Origin of the sequence: Blattabacterium cuenoti (assembly GCF_014252375.1) — a bacterium.
GTDB lineage: Bacteria > Bacteroidota > Bacteroidia > Flavobacteriales > Blattabacteriaceae > Blattabacterium > Blattabacterium cuenoti_AH.
In genome coordinates, this window is the sequence record NZ_CP059221.1 from 268,580 (window position 1) to 294,028 (window position 25,449).

Consider the following 25,449-nt stretch of genomic DNA (forward strand, 5'->3'; position numbering starts at 1 on the left):
GATATGAAGATAAAAAAATATGAAAAAACGTTCTCTTTACAAAAAGAATTGTTTAATAAATTACAACAAAAAAAAATAATAAATTGTAATAATGATATGAAAGTATGTGTTGGATATTTATTGTTTATAGAATATTATAAACATATTTTTACAATAGGTAAAAATGGTAAAAAAAATAAAAATTTATTAGTATCACTAGATTTTTTAAAAAAAAAAATATAGAATTTTACGAAATAGATAGAGGAGGTGATATAACTTATCATGGACCAGGACAACTAGTTATTTATCCAATTATAAATCTACATTATTTTTTTTTGGATATACATAAATATATACGTTTTTTAGAAGAAATAGTAATAAAATCATTATGGAATGGATACAAAATAAATGGAATTAGAATAAATGGAAAAACTGGAGTTTGGATATTACCAAATAAAAAAATATGTTCTATTGGAATAAAAGTTAGTCGTTGGATTACTATGCATGGTTTGGCGTTTAATATAAATACTAATTTGCAATATTTTGATTATATAATTCCATGTGGAATTAACAATATAAAAATGACTTCTATAAAAAAAGAGTTAAAAAATAATAAAATAAATGATATATTACTTTTTAATAAAGTAAAAAAATTAATGAAACAATCATTTAAAGATATATTTAATATAGAATATATTAATATATAATATTTATTTTAAATAAATGGTTCAACAATTACTATATCATCTTTATGATCTATCTTTTTTAATAAAACATTTTGGAATGTGTTTTCATATTTACTTGATATATATGAATAACTAATTTTAGTTCGTATATAGTTTTCTGTATATCCATATAAATATTTACTATTTTTCATATTTTTTTCAAATAAAACAGTTTTTATTGTTTTTATTTGTTTATTGCAGAAATAATAATATTTTTTTTTAGAAAGATTCCTTAATATATAATTTCTTTTTTTTTTTATTTTTTCAGAAATCATTTTATTTAAAAATATTGAATTTATATTATATCTATGGGAATAAGTAAATACATGAATTGATGATATATATAATTTTTTTAAAAAAAAATAAGTTTCTAAAAAATTTTTATATGTTTCCCCAGGAAATCCTACAATAATATCTGACCCTATATACGCATTTGGAATGTAATATCTTATTTTTTTTATTTTTTCCTCATATAATTCTTTTTGATATCTTCTTCTCATACTTTTTAGTATTTTATTACTTCCAGACTGTAAAGGTATATGAAAATGAGGTACAAAATATTTACTACGAGATAAGTATTCTATAATTTCATCTTTTAAAAGATTTGGTTCTATTGAAGATAATCTTATTCTTTTTTTTTCTTTTCTTTTTTCTATATGATTGTTTATAATTTGTATAAGATCAAAAAATTTAAAATTTTTTATATTTTTATTATATTTATAATCTCCAATGTTAATTCCAGTCAATACTATTTCTTTAACTCCTTTATCAAAAATTAAATCTATATAATTTAATATATTTTTTATCTCTTCAGAACGAGAGAAACCTCTTGAAATAGGTATAGAACAATAACTACATTTATAATTACATCCATCTTGTATTTTTAAGAAAGAACGAGTTCTATTCTCAATAGAGAATGATGAAATAAAATTAAAATTTTTATTTATATTTATTTTTTTTTCATATTTATCATTTTTAATAAAATTAATAATATCAAATTTATCTTTATTATTTAAAACTAAATCAATTCCATCTATGGATGATATTTTTTCATAATCATATTGTGCATAACATCCAATAGCTACAATTTTTGATTTAGAATTTTTTCTAATTGCATAACGAACTAAATATTTCAGTTTATTTTCTGCATTATTTGTAACAGAACAAGTATTAATTATGTATATATCTGCGAAATCATTGAAGTTTACATGTTCATAATCTGAAATGGAAAACTTTCTTTTTATAGTAGATGTTTCTGCATAATTTAATTTACATCCTATAGTATAAAATGCTATTTTTTTTTTTTCATATTCAATTAAATTAAGAAGATAAATAATCTATAATTCCTTCATGATTAGGTTTTATAGTTTTATCTCCAATATTCCAATTTGCAGGACATACTTCACCTATTTTTTCAAAAGTTTGTAGAGCATCTATAATACGTATTGATTCTATTACATTTCTACCTAAAGGTAAGTCATTTATTAAAATATGTCTTATAATACTTTTTTTATCTATTAAAAATAAACCTCTATAAGCCACTAACTCTCCTCCATCTATTTTTACTAGATTATTATTACAATCACAATTCCAATATCCTGATAAAACTCCATAATTATATGATATAGTTTTATTTATATCTGAAACAATTGGATAAGTTACTCCATTAATTCCTCCATCTTTTTTTTTCATTTTAAGCCATGTAAAATGAGAATATTCTGTATCAGTAGATACTGCAACTACTTGTGTATTTCTTTTTTCAAAATCTGGTAAAAGTTTTTGAAACGCATATATTTCAGTAGGACATACAAAAGTAAAATTTTTTGGATAAAAAAATAATATAACATATTTTTTATTTTTATATTGTTCTATAGTAAAATTATGTACAATATCTTTTCCATTTAATACAGCACTAGCCTTAAAATAAGGTGCTTTTTTTGAAATTAATGTTTTCATTATAAATTTTAATTTTATTATTGCTAATTTAGAAAAAAATATTTAAGAAATATAAATATTATACATCTCTATTTAATTTTTTATTAATTTTATTTTTTAGGTTTGTTAAATAAATAATTCTATATAATAATAACTTTTTATTATTGTCTTTTGTATTATTATAATTTATAATTTCTTTTTTAATTAAAACTGATACATAAGTAGATTTATATCTTAACAAAATTTCGTATAAATATATCTTTAATTTTTTTTTTGTATAAAAAATATTATTTTTATTAACTTTTTTTTTAAAATTATTATTTTTAATTTTTTCAAAAATATTTTTATTTTTTTCTGATAAAAAAGAAATATTCCAATATTTAAAATAATATATTATTACATCTAATATTGATATCAGTTTATTATCTTTTTTTTTTATTTTTTTTTCTCCATATATTATAATAAATCTAATTAATTTTTCTTCTAATGGTATTAATTTTTTTTTCAAATATGTGTAATTTATTATTTTTTTATTATTATTTTCTAATTTTTTTAATTCAAAAAATAAAGTTTTTTCACGTATTTTAAATACTCTTGATAATTCTTGTATATATAATTCTTTTTGTATTCCGTTATCGAGTTTCGATAAACTATTTAATATATTAAAAATCAACAGTGATTTTTTAATAATATCATCATCATTATGATATTTATCATAAACTTTTTGTTTAAAAGATATAAAATTATAACTATTTTTTCTCAAAAATATTTTTAAATCACATTTAGAATATTTTCTTGATATGGAATCTGGATCTTCTCCATTAGATAAAAATAAAATTTTTAAATTTATTTTGTGCTCCAATAATATATTAATCATTCTTAATGAAGCTTTTATACCAGCAATATCTCCATCATAAAAAATTATGATATTTTTTGTAAACTGTTTAATTAAGGATATTTGGTTTACAGTTATATATATACCAGAAGTAGAAACTACATTTTTTATTCCAGATTGATATAGTGATATTACGTCAGTATATCCTTCTACTATATAACAAATATCTTTTCTTAAGATATCTATTTTAGATTGGAATAATCCATATAATATTTTACTTTTTTTAAAAAGATCACTATCTGGTGAATTTATATATTTTACATTATTTGAATCATTAGTATTTCTTCCACCAAAACCAATAACTTGTCCATATAAATTATGTATAGGAAAAATTATTCTTTTTCTGAAATAATCAAAATATTTTGAATTTTTATATAAAACTAATCCTGATTTTATTAAATCATTTAATATAAAACCTTTTTTTAAAGAATTTTCTGTTAAATTTTCCCATGAATTAATAGCGTATCCTAATTCAAATTTATGTATTGTTTCTTTGTAGAATCCTCTATTATTTTGTAAATAATTTAAACCTTCTTTTATTCCTTCTTTATTAAAGAATAATTGATTAATAAATAATGATTTAGCATAATTTTTAATACAAAATAATTTATTTTTATATTTATAATTATTTTTTATTTCTATTTTAATATCATATTTACTTGCTAAGTAACGTATAGATTCTAAATATGTAAAATGTTCATATTCCATTAAAAAGCTAATAACATCTCCACCTTTTCCAGAACTAAAATCTTTCCATATTTTTTTTATAGGAGAAACAATAAATGATGGATTTTTTTCATTTGAAAATGGACTAAATCCTCTATAATTTATTCCAATTTTTTTTAATGGGATTAACTCTCCTATGACATCTTCTATACGAGAAATATATAATATTTTTTCTTTAATATTTTTAGGAATTACCATAATAAAATAAATTATTTTATTATTGTTTTATTAACTAATTTCTTTTAATTTTCGTATAATATTTTTAGGATTAGAATTAGAAAAAATTGTTGATCCAGAAACTAAAATATCTGCTCCATTTTTAAATACTAAAAAATAATTTTTTAAGTTAATTCCTCCATCTACTTCTATAAGAGCAGAAGAGTTTTTTTTTAAAATTAGATTTTTTAAATCTTTTATTTTATCATATGTATTATCAATAAATTCTTGTCCACTAAATCCTGGATTAACACTCATTACTAATACAAAATCAATATCATTAATAATATCTTGTAATAAAAAAATTGAAGTATGGGGATTTATTGCAACTCCTACTTTTAATCCATATTTTTTTATTAAAAAAATAGTTTTATGTAAATGATAACATGCCTCATAATGAATATGTATATGATCAGCTCCGCTATCTTTAAAATTTTTTATATACAATTCAGGTTTTACAATCATTAAGTGGACATCTATAGGTTTATGTGTAAATTTTTTTATATTTTTAATAAATGAAAATCCGAAAGATATATTATCTACAAAAGATAAATCCATTATATCTAAATGAAACCAATCAGCTTCACTTTCATTTAACATTTTTATATCACGATATAAAAATGATAAATTTGCTGATAATAAAGATGGAGCTATAATTTTTTTCATATAAAAAATTCATTAATTCCTATTTTTGAAAAACCACCATCATGATATAAGTTTTGCATTGTTACTTTTCTTGTTAAATCTGAAAATAACATTATTATGTAATTAGCGCAATCTTTTGACGAAGCATTCCCTAATGGAGATATTTTATCAGACATACACAAAAATTTATCTATTTTTTTAATAGATTTAGATGATCTAGTAATAATAGGAGATTGAGATACTGTATTAACTCTAACTTTTTCTTTTATTCCCCAATAATATCCAAAATTTCTAGCAATACTTTCTAAATAAGATTTGTAATCAGACATATCTGAGTAAAATGGAAAACTACGATTAGAAGCAATATAAGTCAATGCTACAATTGATCCCCATTTATTCATTGCTTTTTTTTCCCATGCTACTTTCATAATTTTATGAAAGGATACAGAAGAAATATCCCATCCTTTTTTTAAAAAATCATAATTTAATTTTGTATAACTTATTTTTTTTCTTATATTTACAGACATAGCAATAGAATGAAGTATAAAATCTATTTTTCCTTCTAGAAAATATAAAGCTTTTTCAAATAGAATATTTAAATCTTTTATAGAAGTTGCATCTGCAGGAATAATTATTGATTCTGTTTTATTAGATAGATATTTTATATTACCCATTCTTATTGATACAGGTGTGTTTGTTAATACAAATTTTGCTTTTTCTTCATAAGCTTTTTCTGCAACTTTCCAGGCTATAGAATATTCATCCATAGCACCAAATATAATACCTTTTTTACCTTTTAAAAGATTATAAGACATAAATAATTAAATTTTAAAAAATATCTTTTATTATTGATAAATAATCTAACTTTTCCCAAGTAAAAAGTTCTACGTTTTTTTTTATAGGATTACCCATTATATCAAAAAAAATTTTTGAAACTTTTTTAGGATTTCTTCCCATATGTCCATATACAGAAGTTTCTTCATATATTGGTTGACGTAAATTTAATCTTTTTTCTATTGAAAATGGTCTTAAATCAAACGTTTTATTTATATTATTTGCGATTATTTCGTCTTTAATATTAACTTTTGATTTACCATAAGTATTTACAAATACATTAATAGGATAATCAATTCCTGCAATATAAGATATTTGTAGTAAAACTTCATCTGATAATCCAGATGCAACAATATTTTTAGCTATATGTCTAGCTTCATATGCTCCAGATCTATCCATTTTAGATGGATCTTTTCCAGAAAATGCTCCACCTCCATGTGCACCTCTTCCACCATAAGTATCAACTATAATTTTTCTACCAGTTAATCCTGTATCACCATTAGGTCCACCTATAACAAATCTTCCAGTAGAATTTATATAATATTTTGTACGATCTGTAAATAATTTTTTATTTTCTTTTGATAAAAAATTATTTTTAAATCTAGGTATTAGTATGCTTTTAATATCTTTTATAATTTTTTTATTCATATTTATTGAAGTATCAAAATCGTCATGCTGAATAGAAATTACAACGGCATGAACATGTATCGGTATATCTTCTTTAGAATATTCTATAGTTACTTGAGATTTTGCATCTGGTCGTAAATAATTCATTTTATGTCCTTCATTTCTTATTTTTGATAATTCTTTTAATAAATTATGAGAAATGTATAAAGATAAAGGAATATAATTATTCGATTCTTTAACTGCATATCCAAAAACAATACATTGATCTCCAGCCCCTCTATTTTTTTTATTATTTTTTTCTATACCATTTAATAAATCAATAGATTGTCCATGAATGGATGTTAATATACCGCAAGAATCTGAATTAAAATTATACTCATTTTTAGTATATCCTATTTTTTTAAGTGTATTCCTACATATTTTATTTACGTTAACCCAAATTTTTGAATTAACTTCTCCAGAAACTATTACTTGTCCTGTAGTTACCATTGTTTCTAAAGCAACTTTAGAATTAGGATCAAATGCTAAAAAATTATCTAGTATAGAATCAGATATTTGATCTGAAATTTTATCAGGATGACCTTCAGAAACTGATTCACTAGTGAATAGATAAGACATTTTTGTTAAAATTATTACATAATTTTATTCTGAATATTGATAGATTCTTTATGCAATAATTTAAATATATTTTCAATAAATTCTTTTGATATTCCTAAATTTTTTCCTATTTCTATAGAATTTTCCATAACAGACTTCCATCTATTTGGTTGTAAGGTTTTTATATTTAATTTTTTTTTCAAAATTCCTAATTTTTTAGAGATATTGATTCTTTCTGATAATATTGATATAATATTTTCATCTAATTCATCTATCAAAATTCGTAAAGAATTTATTTCATTTTTATATTTATCTCCTTTATCTTTTTTTATGTCAATAATTTTATTTAAAAAATTTAATAAATAATTTGGATTAATTTGTTGCTTAGAGTCACTCCATGCATTATCTGGATCACAATGGGACTCTATCATAAGTCCATCACATTTAAAATATTTTATTGACTTAATTGATACATCAAATATTCTATCTCTATTACCACAAATATGAGAAGGATCACATATAATAGGTATTCTTGGAATAAGTTTTTTTATATATAATAATATATCCCAATTTGGATGATTACGATATTTTAAGCTTTTATAACAAAAAAAACCACGATGTATTAATCCTAATTTTTTAATTCCTTTTTCATATAAACGTTCTAAAGCTCCAATCCATAATTCTATATCTGGATGAATTGGATTCTTTATTAAAACAATTCTTTTATTATCGTTTTCTAATGATTCCGCTATTTCTTGAACAACAAAAGGACTTGTTGTACTTCTTGCACCAATCCATAGAATATCTATATCATAATTTATACATAATTCAACATGTTTAGCATTAGCCACTTCAGTGGCTACCATTAGTCCTGTATTTTTTTTAACTTTATTTAACCATTTTAATCCATTTTCTCCAACACCTTCAAAATTACCTGGTTTAGTTCTAGGTTTCCATATTCCAGCTCTAAAAACACTTACATATGATTTATTAAACTTATTTGCAGTATCTAACATTTGTTTTTCACTTTCTGCACTACAAGGCCCAGATATTATAAAAGGTTTATTATTCTTATCAATCCAATATCTATCTATATTATTATTTAATTTATCCATTATAATAATTAATTAAGTTACACAATATTTTTTTTTAATTATATATTATATCATTTCATTTATATTATATTTTTTTAAATATTTATGAATTTTTTCAAAATTTTTTTTTAATAAAAGATTTTTAAATGATTCTAAAAAATTTATATATAAACTTATAGCATTAATTAAATTATATTTATTTTCTAAAAAAATAGGTGTCCATGTGTTAGGACTACTTTTTGATAAACGTGTAGTAGAAATTAATCCATTTCCAACCATTTTAATAAGTTTTTTTTTGTCATACATAAATTTTTCAAAAATTGTTCTAGATAATACAAAAGATATTACATGAGGTAAATGTGATATATATGACATATATATATCATGATCTTTAGATCTCATGTAACTAATATCCATTTTTAGAAAATTTAAAATTTTCTCAGTTATTAATAATGCATCAGGATCACTTAATTTTTTATCACAAATAATACAATTTTTTTTATAGAAAAGATTACTGTTAGAATATTTAGGTCCTGAATTTTCTATTCCAGCAATTGGATGAATAGCGACAAAACGACCTCTATTTATATTAGAAAATACACTTTTGCATATACTGTATTTAGTGGATCCAGTATCAAACACTACTTGTTTATTATTTATCTTTTTAAGAATACCATCTAATATTTTTACTATTTCATTTACAGGAATAGATAATATTATTATTGATGATGTTTCTATTAAATTTTTAAATGATGATACCTTTTTTATTATTCCTATTTTTATTGCGTAATCTAAATTTTTTTTATTAAAATCAAAACCTATAATATTATAATTATATTTTTTTAATGATAATCCTATTGATCCTCCAATTAATCCTAATCCTATTATACCAATAGTTTTCATGAAAGAATTCTGTTTTTAACTTCTTTTAAAATTTTTACTGAAGAACAAAAAAATCTAACATAACCTTTACCATTAGATCCAAAAATTCTTCCAGGAGTAATAAATATATTATATTTTTTTAAGAATTTATCTGACCATTTTAAATCATCATCATAATTAGCTAATTTTGCCCAAACAAAAATTCCTGATTTATTATATTTTGAATATTGAATATTCAAAATATCACAAATTTCCCATATAATTTTTCTACGATTAGAATATTCTTTATTTAATGTTTTAAACCAATCTTTATCATATTTCATTGCTTCTACAGCACCAATCTGAATTGGATAATACATACCTGAATCCATTTGACTTTTAACTTTTAAAATATTTTTAATAAAATCTTTTTTACCTATTATCATACCTATTCTCCACCCAGGCATATTATAACTTTTGCTTAATGAATTTAATTCTATTGCTATGTTTTTAATTTTAATATTTTTTATATTAAAAATACTTATATAACAATTATTAGTTATACAGCTATAAGGATTATCATACACAATAAGAATATTATTTTTTTTAGCTAAAAAAGCTAATTCTTCTAATTTTTCTATATTAATATTAGCACCTGTTGGCATGTGAGGATAATTTATCCAAATAATTTTTACTTTTGATAAATCTATTGATTTTAAATATTTAATGTTTGGAAGCCAATTTTCATTTTCATTTAAATTATAATAAATAATTTTTGCACCTAAAAGTTTAGATACAGAAGTATAAGTTGGATATCCAGGATTTGGAATTAGAACTTCATCCCCTTTATCTAAATAACACATACTTATATACATAATTCCTTCTTTTGATCCTATTAATGGTAAAATTTCACTATAAGGATCTATATTTACTTTATATATTTTATTATACCAGTTAGAAATTGATTTTCTTAAAATATCTAATCCTATTGAACTTTGATAATAATTTGCATATTTTAATTCTGATGCCTTTTTCATTTCAGAAATGACACTTTTTGGAGGAAGAATATCTGGATTACCAATTCCCAAATTAATAACTTTTATTCCATTTTTTTTTAATTCATTAAGTTCTCTCATTTTTTTTGAGAAAAAATATTCCGATATGTTATCTATATTTTTAGATTTTGTAATCATATATATTCAGTTATAAATCCCGTTTTTATATTCTCCCATAATTAATATTTTATTAAGAAATGAAATTTTTTTTATTTTTTTTTTCATTTTTTCATAATTATTTATATTATCAAATACAATATCTATATAAAAGGAATATTCCCATGGACTATATACAATTGGTATTGATTGTATTTTAGTCATATTTATCTTGAAATTTGATATTAAACTTAATATTTTAGATAAACTACCTGTAGTGTGTGATATATTTAATATTAATGACGCCTTATTAAAAATATTGTTATATTTTTTATCACTACTATTTTTACTACTTTTCAGTATAAAAAATCTTGTGAAATTATTATTTATAGTTTGAATATTATTATATAAAATTTCTAATCCATATTCAATAGATGCTTTTTTTGACGCAATTGCTGCTATTTTTTTTTTTTTATTATAAGAAATATATTTTGCAGCGGCAGCTGTATCAGAATATTCAGATATTTTTATATAGTTGTATGTATCTATGAATAATTGACATTGTAATAATGCCATAGGATGAGATATAATTTCTTTTATGTCTTCTATTTTTTGTCCTGGATATGCTATTAAATAATGTTTTATAGGAATAAATATTTCTCCTATAATTTTTAAATTATATTCATAAATAAGATTATAATTTGTTAAAATAGTTCCAGCTATAGTATTTTCTATTGCCATAACTCCAAAATCTACATCAGATTTTGCTACATAAGATGCTAGTTCTCTAAAAGAATAACATTCCATTAATTGGAAATCATAGTTTTCAAAATATTTAGAAGCAGCAGAATGATGAAAACTACCTTTTATTCCTTGTATTGCTATTACATTCATTAAGATAAAATATTTATAAAGTTTTTATCTTTTTTTTATATATATAAAAATTATTTTTTTTTAGAATTATGGGATAATATTTCAAAGTTTAATAAAAAATTATGTTTTCTATGTAAACTGATGTTTGCTTGATATTTTCCAATTGATTTTATTATTTTATTATTAATAATTTTTATATATTTTTTATTTATGTTAATTCCTTTTTTATTAATAAATGTTGAAATATCTTGATTACTAATAGATCCAAATATTTTTCCGTTTTTATTTTCTTTAACATAAATTTTTATTTTAAATTTTTCTAATTCTTTTTCTATCTTTTTTGATTTTTCAATTAAATATTTATCTTTTTTATGACGTTGCTTTAAAATTTCTTTATTATTCTTTATTGAACCATGTGATGCAAAAACAGCTAATCCTTTAGGGATTAAATAATTTCTTGCATATCCAGATTTTACATTAACTTCATCATATTTAAATCCTAAATTTTCTATATATTTTTTTAGTATAATTTTCATAATAAAAATTAAAATTTATCTTAAATCGTCTGTAATAAATGGTAATAATCCAATTTGTCTACATCTTTTAATTGCAGAATTTAATTTATTTTGATTTTTTTGCAAAGTACCTGTAATTCTACGTGGTAAAATTTTACCTTGTGCATTAAGAAATTTTATTAAAAAATTGGGATCTTTATAATCTATGAATTTAATATTTCTTTTATCAAAATAACAATATTTTTTTTCTACTTTAGTTTCTATTTTAATAGGAGATAAATATCTAAGATCATTTTCTGATGATTTTTTTATTTTTATTTTATTATTATTATTTTTTTTTTTTTTTTTTTTATTTTTTTTTTTTTTTTTTTTTTTTTTTTTTTTTTTTTTTTTTTTTTTTTTTTTTTTTTTTTTTTTTTTTTTTTTTTTTTCTTTTTTTTTCATATTCAACACCATACTTATTTAACTTAATTATTAAAAAACGTAAAATTCGTTCATCTTGTTTTAATTTTAATTCAAAATTATTAATTAAACTAGGATTTAACATGAATTCTAATAAATGGTAACATCCACTTTGTTTTTTTTTTATAGAATAAGATAATTTTTTTAGTCCCCAATGTTCTTTATTAATTATTTTACCTTTTTTTTCAATTAGATAATCTTGGTATTCTTTAGCAGTACTTTTTGCTTGATCATCAGACAATATTGGGGTAATTATCATAATAGATTCATAATGTTTTTCAAACATAAGTAAATTATTTTAATAATAAAATATGATATTAAAATCAATTTTAATATACTTGAGATTCTATTTTTTTTATAAATTTTTTTATTCTTTTTATACTTTGTTTTTTCCCTATCATTTCTAAAATTTTGAATAGCTCAATTCCTTTAAGAGAACCTACTATAGAAAATCTTATCAATTTCATAAAAAATTTCTTGTTTTCTAATTCAGAGAATATACATTTTAATTCATTAAATGAATTAAAATTTAATTTATTTAACAATATATTTATATTTTTTATAACATAATTTTTATCTTTTATTTTAGATATAAAACTTTTATCATAATTATCAGGTTCTATAAAAAAATAATAAGTGTGATCCCATATTTCATATATAAAATTTATTCTATCAATTGTTAGATCAATAACTTTCCATAAAAAGTTATTATCAAATAAAATAGAACGATTTTTTAATTCTTTTGCAAGAAATAAAAAAATTTTATTTTTATTTTTAATAATGTATTGTTTATTAAACCAAATTGCTTTTTTTTTATCAAAAAAAACACCAGACTTATTAATTTTTTTAATTGAAAAAAAATTAACTAATTCTTCTAAAGAAAAAATTTCTCTATTATTACCAGGATTCCATCCTAACATAGCTAACATATTAATAAAAGCGTCTGGAAAATATCCTAATTCTTTATATCCATAAATTTTTTTATTTGTACTTGGTTCTTTCCATTCAATTGGAAATAATGGAAATTTGAAATAATTTAGATTTCTCTTACTTATTTTACCCTTTCCATTTTTATTTAAAATCAATGGTAAATGAGCAAAATTTGGTGGGGCCCAACCGAAAGATTTATATATTAATATATGTATAAACATAGAAGATATCCATTCTTCACCTCTTAATACATGAGTAATCTTCATTGTATAATCATCAATAGTGTTAGCCAAATGATATGTTGCCATTCCATTTGATTTTAATAATACTTTATCATCTAAATAGTTTGTATTAAATTTTATGTCACCACGTATCATATCATTTACTTTTAATACTAATCCTGGTATAACTTTAAATCTTATTACATATGGTATGTTACATTTTAATTTTTTAATTAAATTTTCTTTTGTCATAGTTAGTGAATTATTTAAAGACATTCTAATTCTATGATCATAAGAAAAGTTTAATCCTAATTTTTTATATTCATTTCTTTTTATTTCTAAATCTTTATTTGTATCAAACGCATAATATGCATATTTATTTTTTAATAAATAATTTATATAAAATTTATATATATAACTTCTTTTGGATTGTATATATGGTTCGTAAGGTCCTCCACCATATCCAAATCCTTCATTAGGTTCTATTCCACACCATTTTAATGACTTTAAAATATATGATACAGCATTATGTAAATAACGATTTTGATCTGTATCTTCAATCCTAAGAATGAATTTTCCATTATATTTTTTAGCTAATAAATAATTATATAATGCAGTTCTTATACCACCTAAATGAATTGGTCCAGTAGGACTAGGAGCAAAACGTACTCTTATAATTGACATTACAAAAAATAATTATTTTCCTATACAAAATTTAGAAAAAATATTGTTTAATATATCATCATTTGTTATTTCTCCTGTTATTTCTCCTAAATATTTTAAAGAATTTTTAATATGTATTGATATCATGAGATATTCCAAGGGTTTTTTATTAAACAAATCAAAAGATATTAAAATTTCTTTTAATGATTTTTTTAATGCTTCATAATGTCGTATTTGGGTAACAATAATTTTATTATTTTTCAATTTGTCATTAAATAATTTAGATAAATTATCAGTAATATTTGTTATACCATTACAATTTTTTGCAGAAATTTCAAAGAAATATAACAAATTTGATTTAATACTAAAAATATCATTAAAACTTGATATATCAGACTTATTAGCTATTACAAATATAATTTTTTTTGTTTTCTTTAAAAAAGAAATATAATCAAAAATTTTTTTTTGTTTTTTTTCTCCTATAGAAGAATCAAAAACGTAAAATATCGCTTGAGATGTTTCAATTTTTTCTATTGTTTTATTAATTCCCATAATCTCTACAGAATTATTGGATTTTCGTAAACCAGCTGTATCAATAAAACGAAAAAGAATTCCATCTAATATAATTGTACTTTCTATACAATCTCTAGTTGTACCTTTAATAGGAGAAACTATTGATCTATTTTCTTTAACAATTTGATTAAATAAAGTAGATTTTCCTACATTTGAATCACCAATAATTGCTACATTTATTCCATTTTTTATAGAATTTCCTAATGAAAAAGATTCAACAATATATTTTAATTTACTTTTTATTTTTTTTAGATAATATATATTTTTTTTATAATTACAAATTAAATGTTCTTCAGAGAAATCTAATTCTAATTCTAATAAAGAAATAAAATCTATTAATTTATTTTTTATATTTTTTATTTCTTTAGCCAAAGATCCTTTAATATGTTGAATATTTATATCATTACACGATTCATTTTCTGAAGAAATTAATTCTGAAATTGCTTCGGCTTGAGTTAAATCTAACTTTTTATTTAAAAATGCACGTAACGTAAATTCTCCAGAACGAGCTAATCTCATTCCTTTATTTATTAGTAATTTTATTATATTTTTTTGTATATAATTGGATCCATGACATGATATTTCAATCATGTTTTCACCAGTATAAGAAAAAGGTGATTTAAAAATAGAAACTAATACTTGATCAAGTTCTTTATATTTAGTATTAAATGATTTATCTTTAATAAAACCTAAATGAATTGTATGTGTAGATTGTTTTAATAATTTTTTTCCAATTTTTATTGAATTAAAAACATTATCAACAATAGATATAGAATTTTTTCCAGAAATACGAATAACAGAAATAGCACTATGTCCTACAGGAGTTGCAGATGCAATAATTGTATCATCATTTTTTAATAACATAATAAAAATTTTTTAAAAATTATGACTAATATATCCATTTATGATTTTTATCATATTTTTCATAAAAATTTAAAAAAATTATATAAAAACAAAAAAGAATTAGATAATCTATTTTTTTTATTAACAACTCATGTTTTTAAATGTGATAAAACAGCTATATTACTAAAATTAATTAACAAAGATAAAATTAATTTTTTTTACAAAAAATTAATTAAAAAACTTTTGAAATTAAAACAATGTTTACCTATACAATATGTTATTGGGCATTCTATTTTTTTTGGAATGAAATTTATAGTTAATAAAAAAATTTTTATTCCTAGACCAGAAACTGAGGAACTTGTTAATTGGATTATTAAAAATCATTTAAATCAAAAAAATTTACAAGTTTTTGATTTAGGAACAGGTAGTGGATGTATTGGAATTACATTAAAAAAGAAACTTTTTATAGATAAAATTTATGCTATAGATTGTTATGATAATATTATTAATATTGCCAATAAAAATTCTGTGTTTAATAATTCAGAAATTTCTTTTATGAAAATAGATATTTTAAATAATTTAAATTCTATTCCAAAATCTTTTATAAATAAAAGTACAGTCAATATTGTAGTAAGTAACCCACCTTATGTAAAAATTTCTAGAAAAAAATTTTTACATAATATTATTCATTATGAACCGCAACATGCTATATTTGTTTCAGATAAAGATCCTATAATTTTTTATAAAAAAATTTCTTTATGGATAAAAGAAAGATTTTATGGTATTGTTTATGTTTATTTTGAAATAAACTCATTTTATTGTAAAGAAATATATTCTTTCTTGAAAAGAATAGGTTTTTTTAATATAAAAATAAAAAAAGATTTTCAAGGTTTATCAAGAATGATTTTTTCAAAATATATTAAATTTTAAAAATTATGAAAAATAAAGTAAATGAGAACATAATAAAAAAAATATATAAATTGAGAAAAGAATTATTACAATTTAATCATAAATATTATAATTTAAGTTGTTCAGAAGTCTCTGATTCATTTTTTGATAAAAAATTAAAAGAACTAATTTTTTTAGAAAAAAAATATCCGGAATTATATGATTCATCTTCTCCTACTATACAGATAGGTGCCCCTACTAATACTAATTATGAAAATCTTAAATCTTATAAATATAAAATGTATTCTATTAAAAATGCATATTCTATAAATGATTTGATAAAATGGAATAAAACAATAAAAAAATTGTTATATAACTATTCTTTTATTTGTGAATTAAAATATGACGGTATATCTATTAATTTGATTTATGAAAATGGGATTTTTAAACATGCAATAACTCGTGGAAACGGAAAAGAAGGCAAAAATGTTACAAAAAAAATTAAAAAAAATATTAAATCTATTCCTTTAAAATTAAAGGGTAATAATATTCCATTTTATTTAGAAATAAGAGGAGAGATTTTTATAAAAAAAGATAATTTTACAAAAATTAATAAAATTCGTTTAAAAAGTAAAGAAAATATTTATTTAAACATAAGAAATGCAGTAAGCGGTATTATTATTGGAAATAATGAAGAAAAAATTAAAAATGTTAATTTATCATTTATTGCATTTCATCTAATAGGTAAAGAATTTTCCACTCAACATGAGTCTTTATATCAAATGAATATTTGGGGATTTAAAACTCAATATTATACTACATGTGTATATAATAATTTAAATGGAGTATTCAAGTTTATAAAAAATTTGGAAAAAATAAAAAATAAATTACCATATCAAATAGATGGAATAGTAGTTAAAATAAATGAATATAAAAAACAATTAATTATAGGATATACAAAAAAATATCCTAAATGGTCAATTGCTTATAAATTTAAGCAAAGTACATTAGAGACAAAATTAATTAATGTTAATTATCAAATAGGTCGTACTGGAATAATTACACCTGTAGCTAGAGTAGAACCTATTTTTATTTCCGGGACTACTATAAAAAAAGTTACTTTATATAATAATGAATTTATTAAAAAAAATGATCTCCATTATGGAGATAGTATTCTTATAGAAAAAAGTGGAGATATTATTCCAAAATTAAAAAAAATAAATAAAGAAAAAAGATTTAATTTTACTACTCCTATTTTATTTTCAAAAAGATGTCCATCATGTAATAATAACTTAACAAAATTAAATAATTTATTTTATTGTAAAAACAATAATTGTTCATCAAAAAGAATTATGAAATTAATTCATTTTTCAAGCGAAAACGGTATGAATATAAAAAAAATTGGATTAGTTTATATAAAGAAACTGTATAATATAGGAGTATTATATTATTTACATGATTTTTTCTTATTGAAAAAAAATGATTTAATAAAAATAAGTAGAATAAAAAATAAATTAGCTGACAATATAATTAATAATATAAATAATTCAAAAAAAAACTCTTATCATAGAGTGTTATATTCTTTAGGAATTCCCCATGTTGGAGAATATATATCAAAAAAATTATCCAATAATTTTAATATTTATAATCTAATGAATGCAACTTATAAAAGTTTAATTTCAATAAACGGAATAGGAGAAAAAATAACTAAAAGTATTAGAAATTTCTTTTCAGATAAAGAAAATAAATATGTAATTAAAATGCTTATAAAATATGGACTAAATTTTTCAAATAAAAAAAATAACATAGATTCATTCATTAAAAATAAATCATTTGTGTTTACAGGAAAACTATTTGGCATTACTCGTAGAGAGGCAAAAAATATAATAGAATATGCTGGAGGAAAAGTATATAATAATATTAATAGTAAAGTCAATTTTATTGTAGTTGGAAAAAATTATGGGTCAAAATTAAAGAAAAGTAAAAATTTTTGTATAAAAATATTAACAGATAATTATTTTACATCAATATTAAAAAAGGAAGGATTAGTTTAAAAAAAATAAAATAAATATAAAAAATGATTTTTTTTTTCATAATAGAAAACAGTATATTTAATTTGTTAAACTATGAAATTAAGAAAAAAAATAACTATCATTCATTTGCATAATTATAAGCATTATTTAAGAATTCTAAGTATGAAATCTATTTTTTTATGTTACTAAAAAATATATTTTCCGAATATGGGTTTGAATCTGAAACTGAATTTATTCCATTAATGAGCCAAGATGAAGAAGATCAGCTTGTTAAAGGAGATATACCTAAACAACTATGTATCTTAACAGTGAGAAATATGGTTTTATATTCAGGTATTGTTTTTCCTATCATAGCAGGAAAAAGTGGGTCCATACAACTGTTACAAGATGCTTATGAATTAGATAAAACTGTAGGAGTATTAACTCAGAAAAATTCAGGAATAGAAAATATTAGTGAAAAAGATTTATATTCAATTGGAACAGTAGCTAAAATATTAAAATTATTAAAAATGCCTGATGGAAATACTACTGTTATTTTACAAGGTAAAAAAAGATTCAAAATTAATAAATTTATTCAAAATAATCCATATTTTAAAGCTGAAATAATTGCTTTGGAAGAAAAAAAACCTTCTTGTAAAGATAAAGAATATATAGCTTTAGTAGAATCAATAAAAGAAATTGCAATAAAAATAATTCAGGATAATCCAAATATTCCATCAGAAGCAAGCATTGCAATAAAAAATATAGAAAGTCCATCTTTTTTAATAAACTTTGTAGCAGCTAATATGAATTTAGCAACTAAGGATAAGCAAAAATTATTAGAATATAATGATTTGAAAAAAAGAGCAATGGAGACCTTACGTTTTCTAAATATTGAACATCAACAAATTAAATTAAAAAATGATATACAATCACGTGTTAGAAACGATATGGATCAACAACAGAGAGAATATTTTTTACATCAACAAATTAAAGCTATACAAGAAGAATTAGGAGATATTTCCTATGAAAAAGAAATTGAGGACATGCGTATAAAAGCATCTAAAAAGAAATGGCCTAAAGAAGCAAAAATACAATTCGATAGAGAATTATTAAAAATGCAAAGAACTAGTCCTCAAATGCCTGAATATACTGTACAAAGAAATTACTTAGAATTGATGATAGATTTACCTTGGGAAAAATATTCTAAGGATAGTTTTGATTTAGAATATGCATATAAAATATTGAATAGATACCATTATGGTTTGGATAAAATAAAGGAACGTGTTATAGAATACCTAGCTGTATTGAAATTAAGAGGTGATATGAAGTCTCCAATTTTATGTTTTTATGGTCCTCCAGGAGTGGGAAAAACTTCATTAGGAAAATCTATAGCTATTTCGTTAAAAAGAAAATATGTACGTATTTCATTAGGAGGATTACATGATGAATCAGAAATACGTGGACATAGAAGAACTTATATTGGTGCAATGCCAGGAAGATTATTACAATCTATACGAAAAGTTGGAACATCAAATCCTGTTTTTGTTATAGATGAAATTGATAAAATAAGTATAGGTAATAATGGCGATCCTTCTTCTGCAATGTTAGAAGTTTTAGATCCAGAACAAAATACATCCTTTTATGATAATTTTTTAGAGATAGGTTACGATTTATCAAAAGTATTATTTATTGCTACAGCAAATTCTTTATCTCATGTACAACCAGCTATTGTGGATAGAATGGAAATTATAGAAATTAATGGATATTCTATAGAAGAAAAAATACAAATAGTAAAGAAACATATTTTACCTAAACAATTAAAAGAAAATGGATTAAAAAAATCTGATTTAATTATAGGAATTAAACAAATAGAAAAGGTTATTGAAAGTTATACTAGGGAATCTGGGTTAAGAAATATTGAAAAACATATAGCTAAGTTAGCTCGTTATGCAGCTAAACATATTGCAATGGATAAAAAATATATTAAACGTTTGAACATTGATAAAATAGAAAATATTTTAGGAATTCCTAGTGATCCAGATCGTTATGAAGAAAATAATGTACCAGGTGTTGTAACTGGTTTAGCTTGGACAAGTTTCGGAGGAGATATTTTATATATTGAATCAATTTTATCTAAAGGAAAAGGAAATTTAAGTCTTACTGGAAACTTAGGTGAAGTTATGAAAGAATCTGCTACAATTGCATTACAATATATTAAATCTAATTACAAAGAATTTAATATAGATCCAATTATGTTTGAAGAAAAAAATGTACATGTACATGTTCCTGAAGGAGCTGTACCTAAAGATGGACCTTCAGCAGGCATAACTATGTTAACATCTATGGTATCATGTTATACAAAAAGAAGATTGAAACCTAATTTAGCAATGACTGGAGAAATTACTTTAAGAGGTAAAGTACTACCAGTAGGTGGTATTACAGAAAAAATTTTAGCTGCTAAAAGAGCTAACATAAAAGAAATAATTCTTTCAAAAGAAAATAAAAAAGATGTAGAAGAAATTAAACAAGAATATTTGAAAGGATTAACTTTTAATTATGTAAAAAATATGAATGATGTTATTCATTTATCTTTATTATGAATTCATTATAGTATGAATATGATTGTATGATTAAAAATAATGAATATTTAATAAAATTATCAAAAAAATACGGTACTCCATTATACATATATGATTCTTATAAAATTTATCAACAATATAAAAAAATGATAAATTATTTTAAAGGAATAAAAAAGTTTATTATTAATTATGCATGCAAAGCAAATACTAATTTAAACATATTAAAATTTTTTAAAAACTTGGGAAGTGGATTAGATGCAGTTTCTATTCAAGAAGTAAAAATTGGATTAATGGCAGGATTTAGTCCTAAAGATATTATATTTACTCCTAATTGTGTTTCAATTAAAGAAATAATAAAAGCCGTTAAATTAGGAGTTAGAATAAATTTAGATAATTTATCTATATTAGAACAATTTGGTGAATATTTTCCAAATTATTCTGTAGGGATTAGAATTAATCCACATATAATGGCAGGTGCTAATTTAAAAACTTCAGTTGGTCATATCGATTCTAAATTTGGAATTTCTTTTTATCAAATACCTCATGTAAAAAGAATATTAAAAAATACAGGAATAAAAATAAACGGATTTCATATGCATACTGGGTCTGATATATTGGATATTAAGTCTTTTTTAGAAGGGGCTAAAATACTATTTAAAATAGCATTAGGATTTCCTAAAGTTGATTATATAGATTTAGGAAGTGGATTCAAAGTTTCGTATAAAAAAAAAGATATAAAAACAGATATTTCAACTTTAAGTGATAAAATTACAAATGATTTTAACAATTTTTGTAAAAATTATGAAAATAAAAATTGCATAACTTTAATTATTGAACCAGGTAAATTTTTAGTTAGTGAATCCGGATATTTTTTAGTTAAAGTTAATGTTATTAAGCATACTACTTCAACTGTTTTTGCTGGAGTTGATTCGGGATTTAATCATTTTTTACGTCCTATGTTTTATGATGCATATCACAATATTGAAAATATTTCTAATCCTAATGGATGTTCACGTTTTTATACTGTAGTTGGATATATTTGTGAATCAGACACATTTGGATTAAATAGAAAAATATCTGAAATTCATGAAGGTGATATTTTATGTATAAAAAATGCTGGTGCTTATTGTTATTCTATGTCCTCAAATTATAATTCTCGTTATAGACCATCTGAAGTTATGATATTAAATGGAAGAGATTTTCTAATAAGAAAAAGAGAAACTATGAAAGATTTAATAAAAAATATTGTTGAAATTCCAATATAAATATTAGGAGAGATGGCAGAGTGGTTAATTGCGGCGGTCTTGAAAACCGTTGAGGACTTACCTCCGGGGGTTCGAATCCCTCTCTCTCCGTTTTTTCGTTTTTTTTTATTATAAATTTAATTTTTTTAATTGTTTTTCAATCTCTTTATTTGTTATTTTTTTAAAAAGTAGTTTTCCATTTCCTAAAATATGTCCAGGAGATAATATTTTATTCGTTTTTTCAATTTTATTCCATAACATAAGTTTTGAACGAATCATACATAACAATTTTTTTGATCCATGAGGAATAAATAATTCTGAAATTTGAGCTAACATTGCTACAATTTGTATAGATATATACATAATTGTATCTATACGTTTTTTATCATTTTGATTCCATGGTTCTTCAGAAGTTAAATATTTATTTCCATCTCTAGCTAAATTCATAAAACATGTTATGGATTCTCTAAATTTATAATTTATTATAAAATTAGCTATTTTAGATGGATAACTTTTAATTTTTTTTAAAATGTATTTATCATTTTTATATAAAATTCCAGGATATGGAACTATTCTATTGTTATATTTTTTAATCAAAGTCATACATCTATTTACAAAATTACCTAGTATTGCTACTAGTTCCGTATTATTCCTTTTTTGAAAATCTTTCCAATAGAAATTACTATCTTTTTTTTCTGGCATATTTGTAATTAACATATAACGTAAAGAATCTTGTTGATTTGGAAAATCATTTAAATATTCATGGACCCATACGGCCCAATTTTTTGAAGTTGATATTTTTTTATTTTCTAAATTTAGAAATTCATTAGCAAGAACTTCATGTGGTAAAATATATTTTTGATCACATGCTTTTAAAATAATTGGAAATATAATAGAATGAAATACAATATTATCTTTTCCAATGAATTGAATAAGTTTAGTATTATTACTTTTCCAATAAGAAATCCAATTAATTTTTTTTATATTAGATAATTCTATTGTAGAGGAAATATAACCTATAGGAGCTTCAAACCATACATATAAAACCTTTTTTTTTCTATTAGGAACTGGTATTCCCCAATCTAAATCTCTAGTTATTGAACGAGGTTTTAATCCTTTATTTAACCATGATTTTACTTGTCCATATACATTTATTTTCCAATTTTTCTTAATTGAAATCCAATCTTTTATAAAATCTTGATATTTATCTAAAGGAATATACCAATGTTTTGTTTTTTTTAAAATAGGAGTATTACCACTTATAATTGATATTGGATTTATTAATTCTTCTACAGATAATGAATTACCACAATTTTCACACTGGTCTCCATAAGCTTCTTTTTTACAAAACGGACATATTCCGTTTATGTATCTATCTGATAAAAATTGTTTAGATTTGTTATCATAATATTGATTAGAAATTTTTTCAAAAATTTTTTTTTTATCATGAAGTCTATTAAAAAAAGAAATAGAAGTTTTATGATGAGTTTTGTTAGAAGTTCTAGAATAATTATCAAATTGTATTTTTAAATCAATAAAACAATTTTTTATCATATTATGATATTTATTTATAATTTCTATAGGAGTTTTTTTTTCTTTTTTTGCTTGTATTGAAATAGGTGCTCCATGTTCATCTGAACCAGATATAAATATTACATCTTTTTCTTTTCTTCTAAGAAAACGAACAAAAATATCTGCTGGCAAATAAACTCCAGACAAATGACCAATATGAATTGGTCCGTTTGCATATGGTAACGCTGCAGTTACTATATATTTATTGTATTTTTTCATACTATGCTAAAAAATTAATAACTAATATAATGAATAATAAAAAAGAATTATTTTTAATAGATGCATTTCCCATAATATATCAAAGTTATTATGCATATATAAAAAATCCACTTTTTACATCATTTGGTCTTAATACCTCACCTATAGTAAATTTTACTAATTTTTTAATAAAAATATTAAATGAAAAAAATCCAAGTTATATGGGTGTAATTTTTGATGGAGGAAAAAAAAATTTTAGAAATAAAAAATATAAAAAATATAAAAAAAATAGAAAAAAAACTCCTATAGAAATTATTTTATCTATTCCATACATAATTAAAATTTTAAAAGCATTTAAAATATTGTATATTAATTCTAATAATGGATATGAAGCGGATGATATTATTGGAACTATTGCTAATAAAGCAGAAAATTGTGGATATACTGTTTATATTATATCTTTAGATAAAGACTTTTTACAATTAATAACAAAAAATATTAAAGTATATTTACCTCCTTTTAGAGGAAAAAAAAGTAAAATATTAGAAATAGATGATATAAGGAAAAAATTTGATGTAGAACATCCAAAACAACTTATAGACTTATGGAGTATGATGGGAGATTCTTCTGATAATATTCCAGGATTACCTGGAATAGGAGAAAAAAATGCAAAAAAGTTTATAAAAAAATATGGAACTATCGAAAAGTTATTAAATTCAGTAGATTCAGATAATTTTAATAAAAATATTAAAAAAAAAATTGAGACAAATAAAGATATAGGTTTTTTATCTAAACAATTGGTTACAATAGTAACTAATATACCAAATATTAAATTTAATGAAAATGAATTCTTTTTAAAAAATCCTAATTTTTTTTCTATAAAAAATATTTTTAAAGAATTAGAATTTTTTACTTTATTTAAAAAAGCTTATAGATATTATAAAAAAAAAAAAAATTAATTATATATATTATTTTTAGTGATATAATTCCATACTTTATTATCAAGTAACGATCTAATATTTTTTCCTTTTTTTATCGAATTTCTAATAAAAGAAGAAGATATATCAATAATTGGAGCGTTTTTTAAAAAAATTATTTTTTTTACATTATGATATATAGGAATATTAAATTTCCCCAATCTAGGATAAACAATAATTTCATTTTCACTCAAAATTAATTTGTAATTCTTCCATTTTTTTAAAGAACAAAGAATATCTTTTCCAATTAAAAAATAAAATTTTTTAGTAGGATACTTCATTTTAATTATATTAATAGTATTAATAGTATAAGAAGGATAAAATCTAGATTCAATATCTAAAACATACATTTTTTCAAAATTTTTTATTGCCATTTTTACCATTATTTCTCTTATATTATAATCAATAATATTATTTTTTAAAGGATTTTTAGGAGATACAATAAACCAAATATACTTAATATTTTCTAAAAACTCTAATACATAATTAGCAATAATTACGTGTCCTATATGAATGGGATTAAATGATCCAAAGTATAATACTGTATTATTTTTAATCATAAAAAATATAAATTATTATAATTAGTATATATTAAATAAATAAAATTAATA

24 protein-coding genes and 1 tRNA gene are annotated in these 25,449 nt (G+C 21.0%); 8 read left to right on the top strand and 17 right to left on the bottom strand.

From position 1 onward, the window contains the following. The first annotated feature begins 3 nt into the window (after window positions 1–3). Both H0H34_RS02910 and lipB read left to right on the top strand, forming a co-directional pair. Window positions 4–222: a lipoate--protein ligase family protein gene (locus H0H34_RS02910; RefSeq protein ID WP_238785467.1), complete on the top strand. Its 219-nt coding sequence runs from the start codon at window positions 4–6 to the stop codon at window positions 220–222. A 29-nt stretch (window positions 223–251) separates the two neighbouring features. Then, on the top strand, window positions 252–686 hold the full coding sequence (gene lipB / locus H0H34_RS02915; protein WP_238785470.1) for a lipoyl(octanoyl) transferase LipB: 435 nt from the start codon (window positions 252–254) through the stop codon (window positions 684–686). Window positions 687–694: 8 nt separating this feature from the next. Here the strand turns inward: lipB and mtaB are convergent, their stop codons facing one another. Genes mtaB through mnmE form a run of 15 tightly spaced genes read right to left on the bottom strand, consistent with a single transcriptional unit; the run spans window position 695 to window position 15,386 of the window. Next, complete coding sequence (mtaB, locus tag H0H34_RS01345) at window positions 695–2,020, bottom strand: tRNA (N(6)-L-threonylcarbamoyladenosine(37)-C(2))-methylthiotransferase MtaB (protein ID WP_185873564.1); 1,326 nt, start codon at window positions 2,018–2,020, stop codon at window positions 695–697. A gap of 4 nt (window positions 2,021–2,024) precedes the next feature. Further along, window positions 2,025–2,660, bottom strand: a complete 636-nt coding sequence (locus H0H34_RS01350) for a peroxiredoxin (protein WP_185873523.1) — start codon at window positions 2,658–2,660, stop codon at window positions 2,025–2,027. A gap of 58 nt (window positions 2,661–2,718) precedes the next feature. Next, window positions 2,719–4,458 carry a DNA primase gene (gene dnaG / locus H0H34_RS01355; protein ID WP_185873524.1) on the bottom strand — a complete coding sequence of 580 codons (1,740 nt, stop codon included), beginning with the start codon at window positions 4,456–4,458 and terminating at the stop codon, window positions 2,719–2,721. 30 nt (window positions 4,459–4,488) lie between these two features. Beyond that, entirely contained in the window at window positions 4,489–5,142 is a 654-nt protein-coding gene (gene rpe, locus H0H34_RS01360) for a ribulose-phosphate 3-epimerase (RefSeq protein ID WP_185873525.1), read from the bottom strand. Next, window positions 5,139–5,936 (bottom strand): enoyl-ACP reductase FabI, encoded by a 798-nt coding sequence (locus tag H0H34_RS01365; protein ID WP_185873526.1) that lies wholly within the window; start codon window positions 5,934–5,936, stop codon window positions 5,139–5,141. Before H0H34_RS01365 ends, rpe begins: the two co-directional genes overlap by 4 nt. A 13-nt stretch (window positions 5,937–5,949) precedes the next feature. After that, entirely contained in the window at window positions 5,950–7,200 is a 1,251-nt protein-coding gene (gene metK / locus H0H34_RS01370; protein ID WP_185873527.1) for a methionine adenosyltransferase, read from the bottom strand. A 14-nt stretch (window positions 7,201–7,214) separates the two neighbouring features. Beyond that, the gene (locus tag H0H34_RS01375; RefSeq protein WP_185873528.1) at window positions 7,215–8,294 is read right to left on the bottom strand and encodes a bifunctional 3-deoxy-7-phosphoheptulonate synthase/chorismate mutase type II; all 1,080 of its coding nucleotides are present in this window, start codon (window positions 8,292–8,294) and stop codon (window positions 7,215–7,217) included. Between the two features lie 45 nt (window positions 8,295–8,339). After that, window positions 8,340–9,176, bottom strand: a complete 837-nt coding sequence (locus tag H0H34_RS01380; protein WP_185873529.1) for a prephenate dehydrogenase/arogenate dehydrogenase family protein — start codon at window positions 9,174–9,176, stop codon at window positions 8,340–8,342. Further along, on the bottom strand, window positions 9,173–10,327 hold the full coding sequence (locus tag H0H34_RS01385) for a pyridoxal phosphate-dependent aminotransferase (RefSeq protein ID WP_185873530.1): 1,155 nt from the start codon (window positions 10,325–10,327) through the stop codon (window positions 9,173–9,175). The genes H0H34_RS01380 and H0H34_RS01385 overlap by 4 nt, the downstream gene beginning before the upstream one ends. Before the next feature lie 6 nt (window positions 10,328–10,333). Beyond that, on the bottom strand, window positions 10,334–11,179 hold the full coding sequence (locus H0H34_RS01390) for a prephenate dehydratase (RefSeq protein ID WP_185873531.1): 846 nt from the start codon (window positions 11,177–11,179) through the stop codon (window positions 10,334–10,336). Window positions 11,180–11,229: 50 nt separating this feature from the next. Beyond that, window positions 11,230–11,694 (bottom strand): 50S ribosomal protein L9, encoded by a 465-nt coding sequence (gene rplI, locus H0H34_RS01395; protein ID WP_185873532.1) that lies wholly within the window; start codon window positions 11,692–11,694, stop codon window positions 11,230–11,232. Window positions 11,695–11,709: 15 nt separating this feature from the next. Then, window positions 11,710–11,991, bottom strand: coding sequence for a 30S ribosomal protein S18 (gene rpsR, locus H0H34_RS01400; RefSeq protein WP_185873565.1), 282 nt, complete (start codon window positions 11,989–11,991; stop codon window positions 11,710–11,712). Window positions 11,992–12,022: 31 nt separating this feature from the next. Further along, window positions 12,023–12,421, bottom strand: a complete 399-nt coding sequence (gene rpsF / locus H0H34_RS01405) for a 30S ribosomal protein S6 (protein ID WP_185873533.1) — start codon at window positions 12,419–12,421, stop codon at window positions 12,023–12,025. Window positions 12,422–12,464: 43 nt separating this feature from the next. Next, a complete protein-coding gene (gene gltX / locus H0H34_RS01410) occupies window positions 12,465–13,970 on the bottom strand; it encodes a glutamate--tRNA ligase (RefSeq protein ID WP_185873534.1) in 1,506 nt (501 codons plus the stop codon). Window positions 13,971–13,982: 12 nt separating this feature from the next. Continuing rightward, window positions 13,983–15,386, bottom strand: a complete 1,404-nt coding sequence (mnmE, locus tag H0H34_RS01415) for a tRNA uridine-5-carboxymethylaminomethyl(34) synthesis GTPase MnmE (protein WP_185873535.1) — start codon at window positions 15,384–15,386, stop codon at window positions 13,983–13,985. 21 nt (window positions 15,387–15,407) lie between these two features. Here mnmE and H0H34_RS01420 point away from each other — a divergent pair, with 21 nt between their 5' ends. The 5 genes from H0H34_RS01420 to H0H34_RS01440 all read left to right on the top strand — a co-directional run bounded on the left by H0H34_RS01420 (window position 15,408) and on the right by H0H34_RS01440 (window position 22,202). Then, window positions 15,408–16,295, top strand: a complete 888-nt coding sequence (locus H0H34_RS01420) for a N5-glutamine methyltransferase family protein (protein ID WP_185873536.1) — start codon at window positions 15,408–15,410, stop codon at window positions 16,293–16,295. A 5-nt stretch (window positions 16,296–16,300) separates the two neighbouring features. After that, window positions 16,301–18,307: an NAD-dependent DNA ligase LigA gene (gene ligA, locus H0H34_RS01425; protein ID WP_185873537.1), complete on the top strand. Its 2,007-nt coding sequence runs from the start codon at window positions 16,301–16,303 to the stop codon at window positions 18,305–18,307. 158 nt (window positions 18,308–18,465) lie between these two features. Beyond that, a complete protein-coding gene (lon, locus tag H0H34_RS01430; RefSeq protein ID WP_185873039.1) occupies window positions 18,466–20,868 on the top strand; it encodes an endopeptidase La in 2,403 nt (800 codons plus the stop codon). Window positions 20,869–20,894: 26 nt separating this feature from the next. Next, the gene (gene lysA / locus H0H34_RS01435) at window positions 20,895–22,112 is read left to right on the top strand and encodes a diaminopimelate decarboxylase (RefSeq protein ID WP_185873040.1); all 1,218 of its coding nucleotides are present in this window, start codon (window positions 20,895–20,897) and stop codon (window positions 22,110–22,112) included. A 6-nt stretch (window positions 22,113–22,118) separates the two neighbouring features. Next, window positions 22,119–22,202: transfer RNA gene (locus tag H0H34_RS01440), tRNA-Ser, on the top strand. A gap of 18 nt (window positions 22,203–22,220) precedes the next feature. On the opposite strand, the gene metG is transcribed toward H0H34_RS01440, so the two are convergent. Then, window positions 22,221–23,882, bottom strand: a complete 1,662-nt coding sequence (gene metG / locus H0H34_RS01445) for a methionine--tRNA ligase (protein WP_185873041.1) — start codon at window positions 23,880–23,882, stop codon at window positions 22,221–22,223. A gap of 29 nt (window positions 23,883–23,911) precedes the next feature. On the opposite strand from metG, the gene H0H34_RS01450 reads away from it, so the two are divergent. Continuing rightward, entirely contained in the window at window positions 23,912–24,820 is a 909-nt protein-coding gene (locus H0H34_RS01450; RefSeq protein ID WP_185873042.1) for a 5'-3' exonuclease, read from the top strand. Here H0H34_RS01450 and nadD read toward each other — a convergent pair. Next, window positions 24,817–25,398 (bottom strand): nicotinate (nicotinamide) nucleotide adenylyltransferase, encoded by a 582-nt coding sequence (nadD, locus tag H0H34_RS01455; RefSeq protein ID WP_185873043.1) that lies wholly within the window; start codon window positions 25,396–25,398, stop codon window positions 24,817–24,819. The two genes, H0H34_RS01450 and nadD, sit on opposite strands and share 4 nt — an antisense overlap. Between the last annotated feature and the right edge of the window lie 51 nt (window positions 25,399–25,449).

Bases quoted from the DNA above. Each gene is read 5' to 3' on its own strand.
- H0H34_RS02910 (WP_238785467.1), top strand. From the start codon at position 4: ATGAAGATAAAAAAATATGAAAAAACGTTCTCTTTACAAAAAGAATTG.
- H0H34_RS01350 (WP_185873523.1), bottom strand. From the start codon at position 2,660: ATGAAAACATTAATTTCAAAAAAAGCACCTTATTTTAAGGCTAGTGCT.
- dnaG (WP_185873524.1), bottom strand. From the start codon at position 4,458: ATGGTAATTCCTAAAAATATTAAAGAAAAAATATTATATATTTCTCGT.
- rpe (WP_185873525.1), bottom strand. From the start codon at position 5,142: ATGAAAAAAATTATAGCTCCATCTTTATTATCAGCAAATTTATCATTT.
- H0H34_RS01365 (WP_185873526.1), bottom strand. From the start codon at position 5,936: ATGTCTTATAATCTTTTAAAAGGTAAAAAAGGTATTATATTTGGTGCT.
- metK (WP_185873527.1), bottom strand. From the start codon at position 7,200: ATGTCTTATCTATTCACTAGTGAATCAGTTTCTGAAGGTCATCCTGAT.
- H0H34_RS01375 (WP_185873528.1), bottom strand. From the start codon at position 8,294: ATGGATAAATTAAATAATAATATAGATAGATATTGGATTGATAAGAAT.
- H0H34_RS01380 (WP_185873529.1), bottom strand. From the start codon at position 9,176: ATGAAAACTATTGGTATAATAGGATTAGGATTAATTGGAGGATCAATA.
- H0H34_RS01385 (WP_185873530.1), bottom strand. From the start codon at position 10,327: ATGATTACAAAATCTAAAAATATAGATAACATATCGGAATATTTTTTC.
- H0H34_RS01390 (WP_185873531.1), bottom strand. From the start codon at position 11,179: ATGAATGTAATAGCAATACAAGGAATAAAAGGTAGTTTTCATCATTCT.
- rplI (WP_185873532.1), bottom strand. From the start codon at position 11,694: ATGAAAATTATACTAAAAAAATATATAGAAAATTTAGGATTTAAATAT.
- rpsF (WP_185873533.1), bottom strand. From the start codon at position 12,421: ATGTTTGAAAAACATTATGAATCTATTATGATAATTACCCCAATATTG.
- gltX (WP_185873534.1), bottom strand. From the start codon at position 13,970: ATGTCAATTATAAGAGTACGTTTTGCTCCTAGTCCTACTGGACCAATT.
- mnmE (WP_185873535.1), bottom strand. From the start codon at position 15,386: ATGTTATTAAAAAATGATGATACAATTATTGCATCTGCAACTCCTGTA.
- H0H34_RS01420 (WP_185873536.1), top strand. From the start codon at position 15,408: ATGACTAATATATCCATTTATGATTTTTATCATATTTTTCATAAAAAT.
- ligA (WP_185873537.1), top strand. From the start codon at position 16,301: ATGAAAAATAAAGTAAATGAGAACATAATAAAAAAAATATATAAATTG.
- lon (WP_185873039.1), top strand. From the start codon at position 18,466: ATGTTACTAAAAAATATATTTTCCGAATATGGGTTTGAATCTGAAACT.
- lysA (WP_185873040.1), top strand. From the start codon at position 20,895: ATGATTAAAAATAATGAATATTTAATAAAATTATCAAAAAAATACGGT.
- metG (WP_185873041.1), bottom strand. From the start codon at position 23,882: ATGAAAAAATACAATAAATATATAGTAACTGCAGCGTTACCATATGCA.
- H0H34_RS01450 (WP_185873042.1), top strand. From the start codon at position 23,912: ATGAATAATAAAAAAGAATTATTTTTAATAGATGCATTTCCCATAATA.
- nadD (WP_185873043.1), bottom strand. From the start codon at position 25,398: ATGATTAAAAATAATACAGTATTATACTTTGGATCATTTAATCCCATT.